We start from the raw sequence: 18,422 nt of genomic DNA on the forward strand, positions 1-18,422 counted from the left end.
ATGCTTCCAACCAGACGCGCAAGTATATCGGAAAAAAGCCCGCCTGTATCCTGTCGTGCAGGCTTTTCTCGGCGCATGATAGGATTTTCCTGCATTTCAGGAGGTCAAACATGAAAAGACTGCTCAAATTGGCAACACCGCTGCTGTTTGCCGTGCTGGCTGGCTGCGCCAGCTGGAACGTCCCGCCGCCGCAGGCGGGCGAGCCGCGCGCCGCCGTGGAAGCGCGCCTGGGCCAACCGACGAATATTTATCAATTGCCCACCGGGCTAGAACTGGAATACGCCACGGGACCGTACGGCCAGTACACGTATATGGCCCGCTTCGGCCCAGACGACAAGTTGATTTCCTACGAACAAGTACTCGACACGCCAGGCTTTGCCCGGGTCAAGGTGGGCGTGTCGACGCAGCAGGATGTGCTGCACCTGCTGGGCCGCCCGACGGAAAAATCGTATCTGGCGCTGCCCAAGCTCTACGTCTGGTCTTACCGCTACAAGGAATCGGGCGTCTGGGATTCCATGATGCACGTGCACTTCGACCACGACGGCATCGTGCGCATGATGATGAACGGCCCCGATCCGGCCAAGGAAGAGCGGCGCTTCTTCTGGTAGTTCGCGCCCCCTCACGGCTGGGGATCGATCCGCTCGTCCTTGGAGTGCAGTTTATTTAGGGCCGACAGGTACGCTTTGGCGGACGCGACGATGATGTCCGGGTCGGCACCCACGCCATTGACGATGCGCCCGTCGCGCGACAGGCGCATGGTGACTTCGCCCTGCGACTGCGTGCCCGTGCTGATGGCATTGACCGAGAACAAGACCAGCTCCGCGCCGCTGGCGGCTGCGCTTTCGATGGCGTTGACGGTGGCGTCGACGGGGCCGTCGCCCTGCCCTTCGCAGCTGCGCTGCACGCCGCCGACAAGAAATTCCACGCGCGCGTGGGGCACGGCGCCCGTCGTCGACTGCTGCATCAGTGAAATAAAACGGTAGTGTTCACTCTCCTGCGCCTGCTGTTCCTCACTGACGAGGGCCATGATGTCTTCGTCGAAAATCTCGGATTTCCGGTCGGCCAGTTCCTTGAAGCGCAGGAAGGCCGCGTTGACTTCCGCCTCCGATTCCAGCGCGATGCCCAGCTCGTGCAACCGCTGCTTGAAGGCATTGCGGCCCGACAGTTTACCCAACACGATCTTGTTGGCCGTCCAGCCCACGTCTTCGGCGCGCATGATTTCATACGTCTCGCGCGCCTTCAATATGCCGTCCTGGTGGATGCCGGAGGCGTGCGCAAAGGCGTTCGCGCCCACCACGGCCTTGTTCGGCTGCACGGCAAAGCCTGTAATCTGCGACACCATTTTTGACGCCGCCACGATCTGCGTCGTGTCGATGCCGACCGTCATCTGGTAATACGCGGCGCGCGTGCGCAGCGCCATCACCACTTCTTCCAGCGCCGTGTTGCCGGCCCGCTCGCCCAAGCCGTTGACCGTGCATTCGATCTGGCGCGCGCCGCCGATCATGACGCCGGCCAGCGAATTGGCGACAGCCAGGCCCAGGTCATTATGACAATGCACAGACCAGATGGCTTTATCGGCATTCGGTATGCGTTCGCGCAAACGCTTGATGGTATTGCCAAAGATTTCAGGCACGGCGTAGCCCACCGTATCGGGAAAATTGATGGTGGTGGCGCCTTCGGCGATCACGGCCTCCAGCACGCGGCACAAAAAATCCTCGTCAGAACGGCTGCCGTCTTCAGGGCTGAATTCGATGTCGTCCGTGAACTGGCGCGCGTAGCGCACGGCGTTTTGCGCCTGCTGCAAGACTTGCTCGGGCGTCATGCGCAGCTTCATCTGCATGTGCAGGGGCGAAGTGGCAATAAAGGTGTGGATGCGCTTGCGCTCGGCAGGCGCCAGCGCTTCGGCGGCGCGGGCGATATCGCGGTCGTTGGCGCGCGACAGCGAGCAGATGATGGACTCGCGCACGGCGCCGGCAATCGCCCGTATCGACTCGAAATCGCCCTGCGAGGCGGCAGCAAAGCCCGCTTCGATCACATCGACCTTCATGCGCTCGAGCTGCTTGGCGATGCGCAGCTTTTCCTCGCGCGTCATGGAGGCGCCCGGCGATTGCTCGCCGTCGCGCAAGGTGGTGTCAAAAATGATGAGTCGGTTGCTGGTGTTCATGGCTGCTCCTGGCTGGCTGAAGACTGGCGACGCTACCGACTCAGCGCATCAATGCTCGGGGTCGGTCTGGATGATGCTGACGGGCTTGCCCTTCGCCATGCGCCAGAAAAACACGGCGTAGCCGGACAGGCCATAGGCGACGAAAATCGGGAACAGCACTTTCGGCGGGTCGATGGAAATGAGCGCAAAGAACAATGCCAGCAGGAATACCACGATGAAGGGCACGGACTTGCGGAAATTCACATCCTTGAAACTGTAGAACGGCACATTCGTGACCATGGTGAGGCCGGCGAACAGGGCGATCGTCCACGAGACCCAGGCCAGCTGGTTGCCGGCAAATTCCAGGTCATTCATCAGCAGGATGAAGCCGGCCACCATGGCCGCCGCCGCCGGGCTGGGCAAGCCCTGGAAGAAGCGCTTGTCGACGACCTGGATATTTGTGTTGAAACGGGCCAGGCGCAAGGCGGCGCCGGCGCAATACACGAAGGCGGCCAGCCAGCCCAGCTTGCCCATGCCGCGCAGCGACCATTCATAGATCACCAGCGCCGGCGCGGCGCCGAACGACACCATGTCGGACAGGCTGTCGTACTGGGCGCCGAATTCGCTCTGCGTATTCGTCAGGCGCGCGATGCGGCCGTCGAGGCCGTCGAGGATCATGGCGATGAAGATGGCCCAGGCCGCGTGTTCGAATTTCTGGTTCATGGCCATGACGATGGCGTAGAAGCCGCAAAACAGGGCTGCCGTCGTGAAGGCATTCGGCAACAGATAGATGCCGCGGCGGCGCAAGGTTTTCTTGCCAGTGCCATCGGTCACCGGCTGGCGCACGAATTTGCTGAAGCGGGACGCTTTGGAGACTGCGGGGGTGCCGTTCTTGCCTCTACGACGGGGGAAGTTTGCCATGTTGTTCCATATCTTGTGTACTGCAGGGGATTCGGTGCCAGATGACGGGCGCACGGCCATTACACCATGCGCGCGCCGATCTTGCCATTATAGAGGAGCCACCGCCAAAGAAAAGCGCGGCGGCGTCAAGCTGACAATATTGCCCCCGATTCAAGCTTTATTTGAAGCGGATCTTCGCCACCAGGCCCATGTTGAGGGTCGTTTCGCCCGCTTCGAAGCTCGGTTCGGCCACCTGGTTGCCGCCATAGCCCATGGAGTCGGCGCTCATGGCGCGTGCACCAGCCATGTTGGCGCGCTGCGCGTAGTTGCCCGAACCTTCGAAATCGATGGTGTCGATCACGGCGTCATTGACATTGCGCCCCATGGCGCCGGCGATGGCGGCCACGCGCGCATTCAGGTTCTTGTAGGCGGCGGCGATGCGCTGGTCGTCGAGCTTGCGGATGGTGGCGGGCGCCAGGCCAAAATTCAAACGGTTCAAGGTCAGCACACCTTGCGCTGCGGAAACCGTTTTCGGCAAGGCTGCCAGGTTGGTCGTCGTCACCTGCAAGTACTGGCCCACGCGCCAGCCGGTCGGCACACGCGGCTTGGCGACGGTTCCTGGCGGCAAGGGCGCCGTTTCCGGGTACACGGCATACGTGTAGTAGCCCTGGGTTTTCAGCACGGCTTGCGGGTCGGCTTTCTTGACGATGGCCGCGCCCTGATTCATCTTCTGGTTCACGCGCGAGGCGGCGGCGGCCTTGTCCTTGTCCTGCTCTTCGATGGCCAGGGTGACAGTCACCTGGTCGTTCGCATGCACCACTTCGCCATTCGCGGGCACCACCACGAGGGTGCCGGAGGTAGGCAAGGTTTGGGCTTGTGCGCTCAGGGCAACGGTAGCGAGAGTAACAACAGCGGCGGCAGCCAGCATCGATTTCATGACGGTCATGGTGTTCTCCTGGAAAATAATGGGGCAAAAACGACCATGGGGCCAACAGCCCCATGATTTTTTAAAACATGCTAACGCGGAAATATTTCCACGCTGGCGCTGACTTGAGCTTACTTGAACTTGACCTTGCCGACGACACGCATGTCGAGGGTGGTTTCGCCCGGCTCGAAGCTCGGCTCGGCGACGGTGCTGTCTTCGGCCATCTTGGCACTGCGCATCATCATCGGTGCGGCGGCAGGACGGCTTTCGTTGGCGTAGTTACCCGAACCTTCGAAGTCCACCGTATCGAGCACTGCGTCGGAGACGTTGCGGCCCATGGCCTTGGCGATGGCGGCCACGCGCTCATTGAGGTTTTTGTACGTGGCGGCGATGCGCTGGTCGTCCAGCAAGCGGATGGTTTCCGGTTTCAGGCCGAAATTCAAGCCATTCAGGGTCAGCACGCCTTGCGCCGCCGACACGGTTTTTGGCAAGGATGCCAGATTGGCCGTCGTCACTTCCAGGTACTGGCCGACTCTCCAGGCCGTTGGCAAACGCGGCTTGGCGACAGCGCCGGCTGGCAGCGGACGCTCTTCCGGATACACGGGATAGGTGTAATAGCCGTACGATTTGAGTGCCGCCGAGGGGTCGGCCTGCTTGACGATGGCGATGCCCTTGTTCATCTTCTGGTTGACTCTCGACGCGGCGGCGGCCTTGTCCTTGTCCTGTTCTTCGACGGCCAGGGTAGCGACCACCTGGTCATTGACATGCTTGACTTCGCCAAACGCGGGGACCACCACCAGGGTGCCGTTGGTTGGCAGGGATTGGGCTTGTGCGCTCAGAGCGACGGTGGCTGCAGCGGCAACAAGGACGGATTTCATCACGGTCATGGGGTACTCCTAGGTAGTTAATATGGCTGACAGCCCGCGAAGGGGGTGCTTTTGCCATCCCTTTCGCCTGAGAAACTTGTCAAACTGTGTAGATTCTAACGCCTCGTTCATTTCTGTGGCGCAAATTAACAAATCGTCACAAAATATGCTGCCCAGTCACATCTGCTCACATTTCAATACACTGTTATTTAAAATAACATCGATTAATGCCCCACTACCGCGCCACCGCTGCGCTGGCCCGGCTTGAAACTGTAACGGTGCGCGCGCCAGGCGATAGCCAGCGCCACCAGCAGCAAGGCCAGCATGGCCCACGGGAAGGACGCCGCGCCATAGCCGTCGAGCAGCATGCCGCCCGCCAGGCCGCCGCCTGCGATGGCCACGTTCCAGATGGTCGCCACCATCGCTTGCGCCACATCCATGCCATCGCCGGCCGCGTCCGCCGACGCCGTCTGCAGCAAGGTACCGGCGCCGCCAAAGGTGATGCCCCAGATGGCCATGCTGATATAGATGACGACCGGCGAGTCCATCGCCAGTCCCAGCGCGACCACCACCAGGGCAAAGGCGGCGATGCAGCCCAGCACGAGCGGGCGCAGCCAGCGGTCGATCAGCTGGCTGACCAGCCAGATGCCGGCCAGCGATCCCACGCCATACACGAGCAGCACCAGGTCGACGCGGGGACGCAAGCCGGACGGCGCCAGGAACGGTGCGATATACGTATATAAAATATTATGCGCCAGCATCCAGGCGACGATCACAAACAGAATCGGCCGCACGCCCGGCGTCACGAACACCTGACGGATCGACAGGCGTTCGCCATTCTTTTGCCCCGGATAATCGGGCACGACCAGCAACACCCACGCAACCAGTACCACGGCCAGGCCGGACATGATGCCGAAGATGCTGCGCCAGCCCAGCACGCCGCCCATCAGGGTGCCAAGCGGCACGCCCAGCGACAGGGCCAGCGGCGTGCCGATCATGGCAATGGCCATCGCCCTGCCCTGCTGCTCGGGACGCACCATGCGGCGCGCGTAGCCGGCCATCAAGCCCCAGGCCAGCCCGGCGGCCATGCCCGTCACGAAGCGCGAGACCAGTGCGACGGTATAGTTGGGCGCCAGGGCCGTCGCCGTATTGAAAATCAAGAAGCCGATGATGGCTAGCAGCAATACATTGCGCCGGCGCCAAGTGCTGGTGAGCGCCGTCAGGGGAATGGCCGTCAGGATCGAACCGATGGCGTACACGGTCACCAACTGGCCCGTCATGACTTCGGAAATACCGAGATCGCGGGCAATCTGCGGCAGCAAGCCGGCCGGCAAGGTTTCCGACAGGAGGGCGAGAAACGCCGTCATGGCCAGGGCCAGCAAGGCCAGGATGGGAATGGAAGAGTCAACAGCAGCCTGCGAGGGCGCCGTGGCGGTGGTACGGTCAGTCATGGGGGTCCTTCAGCTTGCGCAAGCGGCTAGTCAACTAGCGCCTGGCGTGCTACGAAAGCGGTGATGCGCGTTGCGGTCGGCAGATACCGAAACAGATGCAGTCCATAGAAAACTGCAAAGGAAGGGCGGAATTATATAGGAGGCGGGCGAAAAACGTGCGCACGAAAATATCCGTGCTCAAGCTGGCGTCATGCAGGCATCATTGGCCGCCTTGCGTGGCGAAAACCAGGCATTCGATTTCGGACTGAACAGGAAGGCACAGATGACGGCGAACGTGAGCGCGCCAGACAAGACGTTCATCTTGAGCGGCACGGTCGCCAGGCTGAGCGCAATGTCGATCACGCCCCACACCAGATAAACAGTGCGCGCACCACGCTGCCTTTGCAACATGGCCAGCGCTGCCACCAGGGTAATACCCGGGCTGGCGAGCAAAATCGCGTATTGCACCTCGGCGGGATCGTTGCGGCCGAGGTAAGCCGACGCCAGGGATGACAGCGAGCCGATGATCAGAAACCAGCAGCTGATGGCAACCGAGACGGGGCGCTTGACCACATGAAGATTGCCGACAAAAACTTTAGAAAAACAAGCATGGGGCTGACGGTATTTTTGAATGGGCCTGATTGTAACGGATGTTGCCTGCTAAACACCTGCGCACACAGCAAAGCCGGCTTGCGCCGGCTTTGCTGTGCAACAGACTGCTTAGTTCTTCGACTGGTCAACCATCTTGTTCTTGGCGATCCAAGGCATCATGGCGCGCAGTTTGGCGCCCACTTCTTCGATCTGGTGCTCGGACGTCAGGCGACGGCGCGAGATCAGGGTCGGTGCGCCTGCCTTGTTTTCCAGGATGAAGCTCTTCGCGTATTCGCCCGTCTGGATGTCTTTCAGGCATTGACGCATCGCATCCTTGGTGGCCGAGGTCACGATTTTCGGGCCGGTCACGTATTCGCCGTATTCGGCGTTGTTCGAGATCGAGTAGTTCATGTTGGCGATGCCGCCTTCATAGATCAGGTCGACGATCAGCTTCAGTTCGTGCAAGCACTCGAAGTACGCCATTTCAGGCGCATAGCCCGCTTCCGTCAGGGTTTCGAAACCGGCCTTGATCAATTCCACGGCACCGCCGCACAGCACGGCTTGCTCGCCGAACAAGTCCGTTTCGGTTTCTTCACGGAAGTTCGTTTCGATGATGCCGGCACGGCCGCCGCCGTTGGCCGACGCGTACGACAGGGCGATATCGCGGGCGATGCCCGATTTGTCCTGGTACACGGCGATCAGGTGGGGCACGCCGCCACCTTGGGTGTAGGTGGCGCGCACGGTGTGGCCCGGGGCTTTCGGCGCAACCATGATCACGTCCAGGTCGGCGCGTGGCACGACTTGGCCGTAATGCACGTTGAAGCCGTGGGCGAAGGCCAGCACGGCGCCTTGCTTGGCGAACGGGGCGATGTTTTCGTTGTAGACCTGGGCGATGTTTTCATCTGGCAGCAAGATCATGATGACGTCGGCTGCTTTCACGGCGTCGTTGACTTCCGCCACTTTCAGGCCGGCTTGCTCGACCTTGGTCCACGAAGCGCCGCCCTTGCGCAGGCCGACGGTGACGTTGACGCCCGAATCGTTGAGGTTTTGTGCATGTGCGTGGCCTTGCGAACCGTAGCCGATGATGGCAACGTTTTTGCCTTTGATCAAGGAGAGGTCAGCGTCTTTGTCGTAAAAAACTTTCATGGTATTTCCTATAATTTGATGATGCGTTGTTGTTTTAAATGCGGCGCCAGGGCCGCGCAATGCTGCTGTGTGCTTTTATACTTTGAGGATGCGTTCGCCGCGACCGATGCCGGAACCGCCCGTGCGGACGGTTTCCAGGATGGCGGCGCGGTCGATCGAATCGATGAACGCGTCGAGCTTGACCTTATTGCCGGTCAGTTCGATCGTGTACGTCTTTTCGGTGACATCGATGATGCGTCCACGGAAGATATCGGCGGTGCGCTTCATTTCCTCGCGCTCCTTGCCCACGGCACGAACCTTGATCAGCATCAACTCGCGTTCGATATGCTGGCCTTCGGTCAGGTCCACCACCTTGACTACCTCGATGAGGCGGTTCAAGTGCTTGGTGATCTGCTCGATGATGTCGTCCGAACCGCTGGTGACGATGGTCATGCGCGACAGGGTCGAGTCTTCCGTCGGCGCCACCGTCAATGTTTCGATGTTGTAGCCGCGTGCCGAGAACAGGCCTACCACGCGCGACAGGGCGCCCGCTTCGTTTTCCAGCAAGACAGAAATAATATGGCGCATGATTAGAGATCCTCCGAACCGAGCATCATTTCGGACAGGCCCTTGCCGGCTTTCACCATTGGCCACACGTTTTCGGACTGGTCGGTAATGAAGTTCATGAATACCAGCCTGTCTTTCATGCCAAACGCCTCTTTCAGGGCGCCGTCGACGTCGCCCGGTTTTTCAATTTTCATGCCCACGTGGCCATACGCTTCAGCCAGCTTCTCGAAGTCGGGCAGCGAATCCATGTACGACTCGGAATAGCGCGAACCGTAATCGATTTCCTGCCACTGGCGCACCATGCCGAGGAAACGGTTGTTGAGCATGATGATCTTCGGCGTCAAATGATACTGCTTGCACGTGGCGAGCTCCTGGATGCACATCTGGATCGAGCCTTCGCCGGTAATACAAGCAACGGTGGCGTCCGGATTGGCCATCTGCACGCCCATGGCGTACGGCAAGCCGACACCCATGGTGCCCAGGCCGCCGGAATTGATCCAGCGGCGCGGCTTGTCGAAGCCATAATACTGCGCCGCCCACATCTGGTGCTGGCCCACGTCGGAAGTGATGAAAGCATCGCCTTTGGTGAGCTGGAACACTTTCTCCACCACCGATTGCGGCTTGATGACCAGGTCGGAGGTCGGGTATTTCAGGCATTCGCGGCCACGCCATTCGGCGATCTGCTTCCACCAGTTACTCAATGCATTGACGTTCGGCTTGGCTTCGGCCGCGTCGAGTTGCGCGAGGAATTCGATCAGCACATCCTTGACGTTGCCGACGATGGGAATGTCGACCTTCACGCGCTTGGAAATCGACGATGGATCGATGTCCACGTGGATGATCTTGCGCGGATGCGAGGCGAAATGTTTCGGGTTGCCAATCACGCGGTCATCGAAACGGGCGCCGATGGCGATCAGGACGTCGCAGTTCTGCATCGCCATGTTCGCTTCATAGGTGCCGTGCATGCCGGGCATGCCGACATACTGCTCGCTCGAGGCGCGGTAGCCGCCCAGGCCCATCAAGGTGTTGGTGCACGGGAAACCCAGGCGGTCGACCAGCTTGTTCAGCTCGGGGGCCGCATTCGCCAGGATAACGCCGCCGCCCGTGTAGATCATCGGGCGTTCGGCTTGCAGCAGCAGCTGCACGGCCTTGCGGATCTGGCCCGAGTGGCCCTTGTCGACGGGACGGTAGGAGCGCATTTCGACTTCCTTCGGATAGTCGAAATGGCATTTGTGCATGCTGATATCCTTGGGGATATCGACCAGCACGGGTCCCGGACGGCCGGTACGGGCGATGAAGAAGGCTTTCTTGATCGTTGCCGCCAGGTCCTTGACATCCTTGACGAGGAAGTTGTGCTTGACCACGGGGCGGGTGATGCCGACCGTGTCGCATTCCTGGAACGCATCCTGGCCGATGGCGTGGCTCGGCACCTGGCCGGAGATCACGACCATGGGAATCGAGTCCATGTACGCGGTCGACAAGCCCGTGACGGCATTCGTGACGCCCGGACCGGACGTGACGATGGCGACACCGACTTTGTTCGAGCTGCGCGAATAGGCATCGGCGGCGTGGATCGCGGCCTGCTCGTGGCGTACCAGGATATGCTGGAATTTGTTTTGCTGGAAGATGGCGTCGTAGATGTAGAGTACGGCTCCGCCCGGATATCCAAAGACGTGCTCGACGCCCTCTTCAGCCAGACAGCGCACGACAATTTCTGCGCCGGTAATTGGTCCTGCTGCTGCTTCGGTATTCATGAAACATTCCTTTCAAGGTCCATTGGAGATTGATCGGATGTTCTTTCCTGACGAGGTACGCCTAACGCAACAGTGCTCCTGCTTCCCTTTTCATGCGGTCACGACATTTCTTTGGGCACCCATAGATACCTTACAAAACAACGCTTAACGCAACTCGTTTGGCCGGAGTTTCTGTGGCGCCTGTACGAACCGCTCGCGCTTGTGGCACGGGTTAGAACAAACTGCCTACAAATGAAAGCGCGTCTTGCCGCGGATGGCCTTGTGTGCCGGTCGCGACCTGACCATAGGGCTTTGGGGTGTTCAAAGCGTCCCATACGTTATCGCGTTGCACCATTATGGTCAAGGAAAATGTCGGCCTCGCTGCATTTTTGCTCGCACGACGTACAAAAACCCTGCGGAAACGCACATTTTTTGCTAGCATGCACGGGGTTGCAAAAAGCATACCCGCCCCCATTCGCCCACCGCACCCGCAGCCGCTAAGATCCCCATACCGCATGGCAACAGACAAAGAATTATCCGACTTTCTAGAAAATGTCGAGCGGCGCGCTTTCAAGCAGGCCGTCTACGCGGTCCGCAAGGAAGAGTCGGCACTCGACATCGTGCAGGATGCCATGATCAAGCTGGCCGAGAAATACGGCGACAAGCCGGCCGCCGAACTGCCAATGCTGTTCCAGCGCATCTTGCAGAACACCATACTCGATTATTTCCGCCGCGAAAAAGTGCGCAATACCTGGGTCAGCCTGTTTTCCGGCATGAAACCCGCGGGCGACGAGCATGAGGATTTTGAACTACTTGACACATATGAATCAGAACAGGGCTCGAGTGCCGCCGAATCGTCGGCCGACCAGGTCGAACGCGCGCAAATGCTTGATTTGATTGATGCAGAGGTACAAAAACTGCCCGCACGTCAACGCGAAGCCTTCCTCATGCGTTATTGGCAGGACATGGATGTGGCTGAAACAGCGGAAGCGATGGGTTGCTCCGAAGGTAGCGTGAAAACACATTGCTCTAGAGCTACCCACACGCTCGCCGAATCGCTGAAAGCCAAGGGAATAAAATTATGAACACCGACGATCTCAATTTCGCTTACAAAGTGCGCCATGCACTGAACGAAAAACTCGACGACCTGCCCGCATCGGCCACCGATCGCCTGGCAGCGGCACGCAAGCTGGCCCTGTCGCGCAAGAAGGCGGACGCGCCCGCCACCGTCGCCGTGCGCCAGAACGTGTTCGCCGGCGTCGCCAGCCATTTGCTGGTCGAGCCGCTGTCGTGGCTGGGCCGCATGAGCGTCATCATCCCGCTGTTGCTGCTGGTCGGCGGCATGGTGGGCATCTATCAGTTTGAGCAAGAACAACATATTGCCGAACTGGCAGAAATCGACGCCGCCGTGCTGTCCGACGAATTGCCGCTCTCCGCCTATATGGACCATGGCTTCAACGCCTACCTGACGAAACGCGAGCAATAAGCATGGCACGCTTGAGCGTACGCAAAGGCTGGCTGGCTGGCGGTATCGGCCTGGGTGCCTGCGCCCTGGCTGGCGCCGCATGGATGGGCCAGCACCAGTCGCCTCCCGCCGCCTCCGCCGTGGCGGCAACGCCCATGACGGCCGTAGCACCTGCCCCGGCCGTCAAGCCCGGCTCGCCCCGCACGGCCGGCAAAGGCGGCACGCCGCCCAAGGCCAACGACAACCCGTCCTGGAACAAGCTGTCGCGCGCGCAGCAGGAAGCCCTGCAGCCGCTGGCGGGCGAATGGAACAAGCTGGAAGCCTTGCGCAAGCAGAAATGGCTCGATATCGCCAGCCGTTTTGCCTCCATGACGCCCGACGAACAAACGCGCGTGCATGAACGCATGCGTGTATGGATCAAGCTGACGCCGGAACAGCGCCGCCAGGTGCGCGAAAACTATACGCGCACGAAGAAGATTGATCCAGGTCAAAAGTCCGCGCAATGGGAGCAGTACCAGCAATTGCCGGAAGAGCAAAAGAAAAAGCTGGCCACGGAACTGGTGCCGAAAAAGCCGCTGGAGAAAGTGCCGGCGATCAATTCGAATACCAGCAAGCCGGCCTTGATTCTGGCGCCCGCCACGCCGGCAGCGCCTGCCGTCGCCGCGCCCGTCCTGTCGCCCGCTCCCGCAGCGGCAAGCGTGCCGCCAGCCGATCCTGCCGCAGCCCCCGCCACCGTGCCCGTCACGCCACCTGCCACGCCTGCCCCACTGCCAACCAATGCCAAATAGCACGCCTGCCGCCAGCACCACTTCCCATCCCACGATCAAGCGCCGCCTGATTTCCATGGTGTACGAGTCACTGCTGGCCCTGGCCGTGCTGTTTTTGCCCTTCCTGCTGTTTGAACTGGCCGTGCAGGGCGCGCATACGCCACTGACGGAACACATGCGCCAATGCCTGGCCTTCCTCGTCATGGGCGCGTATTTCATCCATCAATGGAGCCGCGAAGGGCAAACCCTGGCCATGAAGACCTGGCGCTTGCAACTGGTACTGCCGGGCCACGCCCACGTGCCGCTGCGCGTGGCCGCCTGCCGCTACCTCCTGTCATGGATGTGGCTGCTGCCGGCACTGCTGGTGTCGTATGTATTCGATTTGCAGCACTGGACAGCCCTGGGCGCCATCGGCATCGGCATCCTGGCCTGGTCGGCCACGGCCCTGTTCACGGGCAATGGACAATTCCTGCACGACAAGCTGGTAGGCACGCAGATCGTGCAATTGCCCGCACCGGCCAAGAAGTCAAAGAAAGTCGCCGCCTGAGTTTCTATACGGCTTGACCTGGGTCATTGAAGCGCCACGGGGGCTCTGCGATCATGGCAGGCCATGAATAATACCGCCCCCCTCCCCCACACACGCTTCGCTCCCTACCGCGAGGAAGTCTGCAGCGAAGACGACGTCAAGCATCTCGTCCACACCTTTTATGCGGCCGCGCGCGATGACGCCATGCTGGGTCCCATCTTTGCCGCCGAGGTCAAGGATTGGGATGCCCATCTGGCAACATTGGTCGATTTCTGGTCAGGCTTGCTGCGCGGCACCATGCGTTACCATGGCAAGCCGCTGGCCCAGCACGCGCAAATGGAAAATCTCACGCCCTGCATGTTCCGCCGCTGGCTGACCCTGTTCTTCGCCACGACCGAGAGCATGGGCAACCTGGCCCTGCAGGAGAAGGCCGATGCCATCGCCTTGAATATTGCCGAACGGCTATGGAAAAGTTTTGCGGAAAGCCACGCCATCGTGGCGCCGCAGCTTTAGAAGCGTTCGTAACCCTGCAGATAGCGCCACTGACCTGACGGCATGGCGCCCATCGGGATGCGGCCGATGCGCAAGCGCTTCATGGCGACGACGTCCAGTCCCACCATCTTGCACATGTGGGCGATCTGGCCCGGCTGCACGTTTTTCAGGGCGAAGCGCAAGCGCGTCTCGTTCTGCCAGCTGACCTTGATCGGCGGCAAAGGCTTGCCATTGAAGGGCAAGCCGTGATTCAGCAACGCCAGGCCATTGTCGGCGATGGCGCCCGACACTTCCACGATAAATTCCTGCTCCACCGTTTTCGCTTCGTCGACCAGCTTGCGGGCGACGCGGAAATCCTGCGTAAACACCAGCAGGCCGGACGCCATGGTGTCGAGCGGATTGGTGATGGTCAGGCCGATCAGGTGGCGCTTGAGGAAGCGCGTAACGGCGCTCGGCAGCACGTTTTCCGGGGTAAACAGCTCTTCGGGACGCAAACAGGCCAGGGCTGGCTTGCCTTCGCTGCCCACGCCGCCGTTGATCCCGGCCGGCTTGTGCAGCAAGATCGTCACGGGCGGCATTTCGTCCAGGGTGGCGTTCGGCAGCAGCACCACCGCTTGATTGTCGGCCACGCGCGCGCCCGATTCCTCCACCAGCACGCCGTCGACCGTGACCCAGCCGCCCTCGATATACAGCTCAGCCTCGCGGCGCGAGCAGGGCACGTCTTCAGACAGGCGCTTGGCCAGGCGGACGGTGGGCATTTCGTGTGGTGTGGTCATGGGGGATGCGCAAAAAGCAAGGGAGGAGAAAGCCGGTATTGTAACCGACCCGCTCCTCCCCTCGTGTGCGACAGCGTATGCTTACGCAGTGGCCTTGGCCAGCTCTTCGGCAAAGAAACGGCGGCCCATCTCTTCCAGGCCCAGCGTTTGCAACACTTCCTGCAGGCGCTCGGTCGGACGCTGGCGCGGCAAGTTTTTATAACTGGCGATGATCAGCTCATTCTTCATCGAATGCTCCCAGCCCACCAGCTCCGTCACGCTGACCTGGTAGCCGTGCGCTTCCAGCTGCAGACAGCGCAGCACGTTGGTGATCTGGCTGCCGAACTCGCGCGTGTGCAGCGGGTGGCGCCACAATTCCGTCAAGACACTCTTGCCCAGGCTCTTGCCCTTGTTCTTCTTCAAGACGGAAGCGACTTCGGCCTGGCAACATGGCACCAGCACCATGAACTTCGCCTTTTTCTTCAGGGCGAAGTGGATCGCGTCATCGGTGGCCGTGTTGCAGGCATGCAAGGCGGTGACGATGTCAATCTGCTGGGGCAGCAAGTTTGACTCCGTCGATTCGGCCACGGACAGGGGTAAAAACGACATGCCGGGGAACTTGAATTTCTTGGCCAGTTCTTGCGAGCGCTGCACCAGCTCTTCGCGCGTCTCGATGCCGTAGATGTGCGAACCGTCGTTGCCGTTCTTGAAGAACAGGTCGTACAGGATGAAACCCAGGTACGACTTGCCGGCGCCGTGGTCGACCAAGGACACGCCGCGATGGTCGAGCTGCACTTCGCGCAGCAGCGGCTCGATGAACTGCGTCAGGTGGTACACCTGCTTGAGCTTGCGGCGGCTGTCCTGGTTCATCTTGCCGTCGCGCGTCAGGATGTGCAATTCCTGCAGCAAGGCGACCGACTGGCCATCCTTGATCTCGGGCATATTGCTGGCTGCCGTGATGATGTCTTTCGGCGCAGCGACTGCGGTGGCGGCGGCTGCCGCGCCCTTAGCGCGCTTCATCGATCCACGCCATCTGTATCGCTTCGAGCACTTTTTCGCCGCCGCGCGTGTGGTCATCATCGAAGCCGTCCAGTTCCACCACCCAGTTATGCAGGTCGGTGAAACGCACGGTCAGGGGGTCGATGTCCGGATGCGCGTCGAACAAAGCTTCGGCGATCGCGTTGATATCAGACCATTTCATCTTGGTTGCCATATTAGTGGCTGCCTTCGCTGACCTGGTTGATCGTGTATTTCGGGATTTCGACGACGAGGTCGGCTTCGGCCACGATGGACTGGCACGACAGGCGCGACACGGCTTCCAGGCCCCAGGCCTTGTCCAGCATGTCTTCTTCCAGTTCCGTCGCTTCGTTCAGGGACTCGATGCCTTCGCGTACCAGCACGTGGCAGGTGGTGCAGGCGCACGATTTTTCGCAGGCGTGCTCGATGTCGATGTCGTTTTCCAGCAGGATGTCGCAGATGGACTTGCCGGCAGGTGCTTCGATGACGGCGCCGTCCGGGCAAAGCTTGGCGTGCGGCAGGATAACGATTTGTGGCATGGTTTCTTCTTTCAGTCTGTCATTCGGAGCGCGGCCGCAATATCGTCAGCGCGCTGTTCAATTAGTTTTATACGACTTGATCGAGGGACTTGCCCTTCAATGCCGTACGTACGCTGCGGTCCATGCGGCGCGAGGCAAAATCTTCGGTGCCGTCGGCCAGCGCTTCGATCGCCAGCTTCAAGGCCTGGTGGTCGATGGCGCCGCTTTGCGACTGCACGATGGCGTCGCGCACCTTGTTCATCAAGCCATCCACGGTGGCGCGCTCAAGCGAGTCGAGCAAGCCGCCGTCTTCATCGAGCGCCGACTGCGTGGCCAGCAGGATGCGTTCCGCTTCCACCTGCTCTTCGCGCAGCGCGCGCGCCACCATGTCGACGTCGGCCGAAGTGTAGGATTCCTGCAGCATGCGGGCGATGTCGTCGTCGCCCAGGCCGTAGGCCGGCTTGACGCTGATCGACGCTTCCACGCCCGAGCGCAGTTCGCGCGCCGAGACGGACAGCAAGCCGTCCGCATCGACTTGATACGTGATGCGGATGCGCGCGGCGCCCGCCACCATCGGCGGAATGCCGCGCAACTCGAAGCGCGCCAGCGAGCGGCAGTCGCTCACCAGTTCGCGCTCGCCCTGCAGCACGTGCACGGCCAGCGCCGTCTGGCCATCCTTGAATGTCGTGAATTCCTGCGCGCGCGCGCACGGAATCGTCGAATTGCGCGGAATAATCTTTTCCACCAGGCCGCCCATGGTCTCGATGCCGAGCGACAGCGGGATCACGTCCAGCAGCAGCCAGTCATCGCCGGCGGCGCGGTTGCCGGCCAGCAAGTTCGCCTGGATGGCCGCGCCCAGCGCCACCACCTTGTCCGGGTCGATATTCGCGTGCGGCGTCGTGTGGAAAAATTCGCTGACAGCGCGCTGCACGTGCGGCATGCGCGTGGCGCCGCCGACCATCACCACGCCGTCGACGTCGTCCGCATCCACGTTCGCGTCGCGCAAGGCCTTCTTGATGGCGTTCATGGTCTTGCCCACCAGGTGCTGCGTCATGGCGGCAAATTCCGTCGCCGTGATGCGCAGGTGGATTTCTTCGCCCGAGTTCAGGGCCGCGTCGATCATCGTTTCCGACTTGGTCGACAGCGTCTCCTTGATCTCGCGCGCCTTCACCAACAGGATGGCCGTGTCTTCGTCCGACAGGGGCGCCAGCTTGGCGTGTTCGCTGATCCAGCAAAACAGGCGGCGGTCGAAATCGTCGCCGCCCAGGGCCGAGTCGCCGCCCGTGGACAGCACTTCGAAGACGCCCTTGCTCAGTTTCAGGATCGAGATGTCGAAGGTGCCGCCGCCGAGGTCATACACGGCGTACACGCCTTCGGAAGCATTGTCGAGGCCGTAGGCAATGGCAGCGGCCGTCGGCTCGCTCAGCAGGCGCAAGACATTGATGCCGGCCAATTGCGCCGCATCTTTCGTCGCCTGGCGCTGCGCATCGTCAAAATAGGCGGGCACGGTGATCACGGCGCCGACCAGGTCGTCGCCCAGGGAATCCTCCGCGCGCTGGCGCAGGGTGGCGAGGATTTGCGCCGACACTTCGACGGGGCTTTTCACGCCGGCCACGGTTTTCAGCTGCACCATGCCAGGCGTATCCTGGAAGTCATAGGGCAGGTTTTCCGCGTAGGCGATGTCGGCCAGGCCGCGGCCCATGAAGCGCTTCACGGACACGATGGTGTTCTTCGGGTCGGTGGTTTGCGCGGACAGGGCCTTGTAGCCGATGTTCGCATGGCCGTTCGGCAGGTAGCGCACGACGGAGGGCAGCAAGGAGCGGCCATCTTCGTCGTTGAGCACCTCGGGAATGCTGTTGCGGACAGTGGCGACCAGGGAATTGGTGGTGCCAAGATCGATACCGACGGCCAGGCGGTGCTGGTGCGGCGCGGTCGACATGCCTGGTTCGGAAATTTGCAGAAGTGCCATTGTATTCGTGCCTCGATTAATTTTTTGCGTGATGCAGCTGATGCCTGTCGCGCATTATAAGACGCGCGCCAGACTGGCGCTTGGCAAGCGGGTCAAGCGCTTGGCCAGTCAGGCTTCCATGGCTTCGTATGCAAAACGCACTTCCTCGCCGAATTTGTCGAGGAACATCAGGGCGCGCACGCTTTGCGCGGCATTCACATGGTCGGCGGCGTCGAGCTGGGCTGCCACCTGGGCCAGCAAAGCCTTGCGTTCGCCGCGCAGTTGGCGGTCCAGGGCGTCGAGCGCGTCGGCATCCTTGCCGGCCCGGGCGTCGCCCAGCTCTTCGCGCCATTCCATCTGCTGCATCAGGAAGCTGACGGGCATGGCCGTGTTCGATTCCGTCTGCAAATCGACGCCATTGAGCTCGCACAGGTATTGCGCGCGCTTTTGCGGGCTTTTCAGGGTTTGATAGGCTTCATTGGCGCGCGTGGCCCATTGCATCGCCACGCGCTTTTCAGCGCTGCTGGCGTTGATGAAACGGTCCGGATGAACCTTGCCCTGCACGTCGCGGTAGGCCGCGTCAAGCTCGCTCATGTCGAGCCCGAACTGCGCCGGCAACTGGAATAATTCGAAGTGGTTTTGCATAATGGTCGG

General features: G+C 60.9%; 21 protein-coding genes. 6 read left to right on the forward strand and 15 right to left on the reverse strand.

Annotation, left to right across the window (positions count from 1 at the left end):
• The first annotated feature begins 110 nt into the window (after positions 1-110).
• Positions 111-608 carry an outer membrane protein assembly factor BamE domain-containing protein gene (gene bamE / locus ACQ4WP_RS05215; protein ID WP_436518995.1) on the forward strand — a complete coding sequence of 166 codons (498 nt, stop codon included), beginning with the start codon at positions 111-113 and terminating at the stop codon, positions 606-608.
• Between the two features lie 11 nt (positions 609-619).
• Here bamE and ACQ4WP_RS05220 read toward each other — a convergent pair whose 3' ends face one another.
• The 9 genes from ACQ4WP_RS05220 to ACQ4WP_RS05260 all read right to left on the reverse strand — a co-directional run bounded on the left by ACQ4WP_RS05220 (position 620) and on the right by ACQ4WP_RS05260 (position 10,301).
• Positions 620-2,164 (reverse strand): 2-isopropylmalate synthase, encoded by a 1,545-nt coding sequence (locus ACQ4WP_RS05220; RefSeq protein WP_436518996.1) that lies wholly within the window; start codon positions 2,162-2,164, stop codon positions 620-622.
• Positions 2,165-2,212: 48 nt separating this feature from the next.
• The gene (gene pssA, locus ACQ4WP_RS05225) at positions 2,213-3,064 is read right to left on the reverse strand and encodes a CDP-diacylglycerol--serine O-phosphatidyltransferase (protein ID WP_131687214.1); all 852 of its coding nucleotides are present in this window, start codon (positions 3,062-3,064) and stop codon (positions 2,213-2,215) included.
• A 157-nt stretch (positions 3,065-3,221) separates the two neighbouring features.
• Positions 3,222-3,989: an SIMPL domain-containing protein gene (locus ACQ4WP_RS05230; RefSeq protein WP_436518998.1), complete on the reverse strand. Its 768-nt coding sequence runs from the start codon at positions 3,987-3,989 to the stop codon at positions 3,222-3,224.
• A gap of 110 nt (positions 3,990-4,099) precedes the next feature.
• Positions 4,100-4,855, reverse strand: a complete 756-nt coding sequence (locus ACQ4WP_RS05235; RefSeq protein WP_436519000.1) for an SIMPL domain-containing protein — start codon at positions 4,853-4,855, stop codon at positions 4,100-4,102.
• Positions 4,856-5,058: 203 nt separating this feature from the next.
• A complete protein-coding gene (locus tag ACQ4WP_RS05240; RefSeq protein WP_436519001.1) occupies positions 5,059-6,285 on the reverse strand; it encodes an MFS transporter in 1,227 nt (408 codons plus the stop codon).
• Between the two features lie 177 nt (positions 6,286-6,462).
• A complete protein-coding gene (locus tag ACQ4WP_RS05245; RefSeq protein ID WP_436519002.1) occupies positions 6,463-6,837 on the reverse strand; it encodes a hypothetical protein in 375 nt (124 codons plus the stop codon).
• Between the two features lie 147 nt (positions 6,838-6,984).
• Entirely contained in the window at positions 6,985-8,001 is a 1,017-nt protein-coding gene (gene ilvC / locus ACQ4WP_RS05250) for a ketol-acid reductoisomerase (RefSeq protein WP_426070627.1), read from the reverse strand.
• Positions 8,002-8,076: 75 nt separating this feature from the next.
• The gene (ilvN, locus tag ACQ4WP_RS05255; RefSeq protein ID WP_010399754.1) at positions 8,077-8,568 is read right to left on the reverse strand and encodes an acetolactate synthase small subunit; all 492 of its coding nucleotides are present in this window, start codon (positions 8,566-8,568) and stop codon (positions 8,077-8,079) included.
• 2 nt (positions 8,569-8,570) lie between these two features.
• Positions 8,571-10,301, reverse strand: coding sequence for an acetolactate synthase 3 catalytic subunit (locus ACQ4WP_RS05260; RefSeq protein WP_071076340.1), 1,731 nt, complete (start codon positions 10,299-10,301; stop codon positions 8,571-8,573).
• A 494-nt stretch (positions 10,302-10,795) separates the two neighbouring features.
• Here ACQ4WP_RS05260 and ACQ4WP_RS05265 point away from each other — a divergent pair, with 494 nt between their 5' ends.
• The 5 genes from ACQ4WP_RS05265 to ACQ4WP_RS05285 all read left to right on the forward strand — a co-directional run bounded on the left by ACQ4WP_RS05265 (position 10,796) and on the right by ACQ4WP_RS05285 (position 13,551).
• Positions 10,796-11,365 carry an RNA polymerase sigma factor gene (locus tag ACQ4WP_RS05265; protein ID WP_436519137.1) on the forward strand — a complete coding sequence of 190 codons (570 nt, stop codon included), beginning with the start codon at positions 10,796-10,798 and terminating at the stop codon, positions 11,363-11,365.
• Positions 11,362-11,766, forward strand: coding sequence for a DUF3619 family protein (locus ACQ4WP_RS05270; RefSeq protein ID WP_436519003.1), 405 nt, complete (start codon positions 11,362-11,364; stop codon positions 11,764-11,766). The genes ACQ4WP_RS05265 and ACQ4WP_RS05270 overlap by 4 nt, the downstream gene beginning before the upstream one ends.
• 2 nt (positions 11,767-11,768) lie before the next feature.
• Positions 11,769-12,533 (forward strand): DUF3106 domain-containing protein, encoded by a 765-nt coding sequence (locus tag ACQ4WP_RS05275; RefSeq protein ID WP_436519004.1) that lies wholly within the window; start codon positions 11,769-11,771, stop codon positions 12,531-12,533.
• A complete protein-coding gene (locus ACQ4WP_RS05280) occupies positions 12,523-13,059 on the forward strand; it encodes an RDD family protein (RefSeq protein ID WP_436519005.1) in 537 nt (178 codons plus the stop codon). Before ACQ4WP_RS05275 ends, ACQ4WP_RS05280 begins: the two co-directional genes overlap by 11 nt.
• A 63-nt stretch (positions 13,060-13,122) precedes the next feature.
• On the forward strand, positions 13,123-13,551 hold the full coding sequence (locus tag ACQ4WP_RS05285; RefSeq protein WP_436519006.1) for a group III truncated hemoglobin: 429 nt from the start codon (positions 13,123-13,125) through the stop codon (positions 13,549-13,551).
• On the opposite strand, the gene ACQ4WP_RS05290 is transcribed toward ACQ4WP_RS05285, so the two are convergent.
• The 6 genes from ACQ4WP_RS05290 to hscB all read right to left on the reverse strand — a co-directional run bounded on the left by ACQ4WP_RS05290 (position 13,548) and on the right by hscB (position 18,413).
• On the reverse strand, positions 13,548-14,306 hold the full coding sequence (locus ACQ4WP_RS05290; protein WP_436519007.1) for an rRNA pseudouridine synthase: 759 nt from the start codon (positions 14,304-14,306) through the stop codon (positions 13,548-13,550). The two genes, ACQ4WP_RS05285 and ACQ4WP_RS05290, sit on opposite strands and share 4 nt — an antisense overlap.
• Positions 14,307-14,387: 81 nt before the next feature.
• Positions 14,388-15,305, reverse strand: a complete 918-nt coding sequence (locus ACQ4WP_RS05295; RefSeq protein ID WP_436519008.1) for a class I SAM-dependent methyltransferase — start codon at positions 15,303-15,305, stop codon at positions 14,388-14,390.
• Positions 15,292-15,486, reverse strand: coding sequence for a Fe-S cluster assembly protein IscX (gene iscX / locus ACQ4WP_RS05300; protein ID WP_409028188.1), 195 nt, complete (start codon positions 15,484-15,486; stop codon positions 15,292-15,294). Before iscX ends, ACQ4WP_RS05295 begins: the two co-directional genes overlap by 14 nt.
• A 13-nt stretch (positions 15,487-15,499) precedes the next feature.
• Positions 15,500-15,841: an ISC system 2Fe-2S type ferredoxin gene (gene fdx, locus ACQ4WP_RS05305; protein WP_034750070.1), complete on the reverse strand. Its 342-nt coding sequence runs from the start codon at positions 15,839-15,841 to the stop codon at positions 15,500-15,502.
• Positions 15,842-15,908: 67 nt separating this feature from the next.
• Complete coding sequence (gene hscA, locus ACQ4WP_RS05310) at positions 15,909-17,789, reverse strand: Fe-S protein assembly chaperone HscA (RefSeq protein ID WP_436519009.1); 1,881 nt, start codon at positions 17,787-17,789, stop codon at positions 15,909-15,911.
• A 108-nt stretch (positions 17,790-17,897) separates the two neighbouring features.
• Positions 17,898-18,413 (reverse strand): Fe-S protein assembly co-chaperone HscB, encoded by a 516-nt coding sequence (gene hscB / locus ACQ4WP_RS05315; protein WP_436519010.1) that lies wholly within the window; start codon positions 18,411-18,413, stop codon positions 17,898-17,900.
• Positions 18,414-18,422 lie beyond the last annotated feature (9 nt).

It is taken from the genome of Janthinobacterium lyxosi, assembly GCF_051380665.1.
In the GTDB taxonomy this organism is placed as follows: Bacteria; Pseudomonadota; Gammaproteobacteria; order Burkholderiales; family Burkholderiaceae_D; genus Janthinobacterium.

Bases quoted from the DNA above. Each gene is read 5' to 3' on its own strand.
- bamE (WP_436518995.1), top strand. From the start codon at position 111: ATGAAAAGACTGCTCAAATTGGCAACACCGCTGCTGTTTGCCGTGCTG.
- ACQ4WP_RS05220 (WP_436518996.1), bottom strand. From the start codon at position 2,164: ATGAACACCAGCAACCGACTCATCATTTTTGACACCACCTTGCGCGAC.
- pssA (WP_131687214.1), bottom strand. From the start codon at position 3,064: ATGGCAAACTTCCCCCGTCGTAGAGGCAAGAACGGCACCCCCGCAGTC.
- ACQ4WP_RS05230 (WP_436518998.1), bottom strand. From the start codon at position 3,989: ATGACCGTCATGAAATCGATGCTGGCTGCCGCCGCTGTTGTTACTCTC.
- ACQ4WP_RS05235 (WP_436519000.1), bottom strand. From the start codon at position 4,855: ATGACCGTGATGAAATCCGTCCTTGTTGCCGCTGCAGCCACCGTCGCT.
- ACQ4WP_RS05240 (WP_436519001.1), bottom strand. From the start codon at position 6,285: ATGACTGACCGTACCACCGCCACGGCGCCCTCGCAGGCTGCTGTTGAC.
- ilvC (WP_426070627.1), bottom strand. From the start codon at position 8,001: ATGAAAGTTTTTTACGACAAAGACGCTGACCTCTCCTTGATCAAAGGC.
- ilvN (WP_010399754.1), bottom strand. From the start codon at position 8,568: ATGCGCCATATTATTTCTGTCTTGCTGGAAAACGAAGCGGGCGCCCTG.
- ACQ4WP_RS05260 (WP_071076340.1), bottom strand. From the start codon at position 10,301: ATGAATACCGAAGCAGCAGCAGGACCAATTACCGGCGCAGAAATTGTC.
- ACQ4WP_RS05265 (WP_436519137.1), top strand. From the start codon at position 10,796: ATGGCAACAGACAAAGAATTATCCGACTTTCTAGAAAATGTCGAGCGG.
- ACQ4WP_RS05270 (WP_436519003.1), top strand. From the start codon at position 11,362: ATGAACACCGACGATCTCAATTTCGCTTACAAAGTGCGCCATGCACTG.
- ACQ4WP_RS05275 (WP_436519004.1), top strand. From the start codon at position 11,769: ATGGCACGCTTGAGCGTACGCAAAGGCTGGCTGGCTGGCGGTATCGGC.
- ACQ4WP_RS05280 (WP_436519005.1), top strand. From the start codon at position 12,523: ATGCCAAATAGCACGCCTGCCGCCAGCACCACTTCCCATCCCACGATC.
- ACQ4WP_RS05285 (WP_436519006.1), top strand. From the start codon at position 13,123: ATGAATAATACCGCCCCCCTCCCCCACACACGCTTCGCTCCCTACCGC.
- ACQ4WP_RS05290 (WP_436519007.1), bottom strand. From the start codon at position 14,306: ATGACCACACCACACGAAATGCCCACCGTCCGCCTGGCCAAGCGCCTG.
- ACQ4WP_RS05295 (WP_436519008.1), bottom strand. From the start codon at position 15,305: ATGAAGCGCGCTAAGGGCGCGGCAGCCGCCGCCACCGCAGTCGCTGCG.
- iscX (WP_409028188.1), bottom strand. From the start codon at position 15,486: ATGAAATGGTCTGATATCAACGCGATCGCCGAAGCTTTGTTCGACGCG.
- fdx (WP_034750070.1), bottom strand. From the start codon at position 15,841: ATGCCACAAATCGTTATCCTGCCGCACGCCAAGCTTTGCCCGGACGGC.
- hscA (WP_436519009.1), bottom strand. From the start codon at position 17,789: ATGGCACTTCTGCAAATTTCCGAACCAGGCATGTCGACCGCGCCGCAC.
- hscB (WP_436519010.1), bottom strand. From the start codon at position 18,413: ATGCAAAACCACTTCGAATTATTCCAGTTGCCGGCGCAGTTCGGGCTC.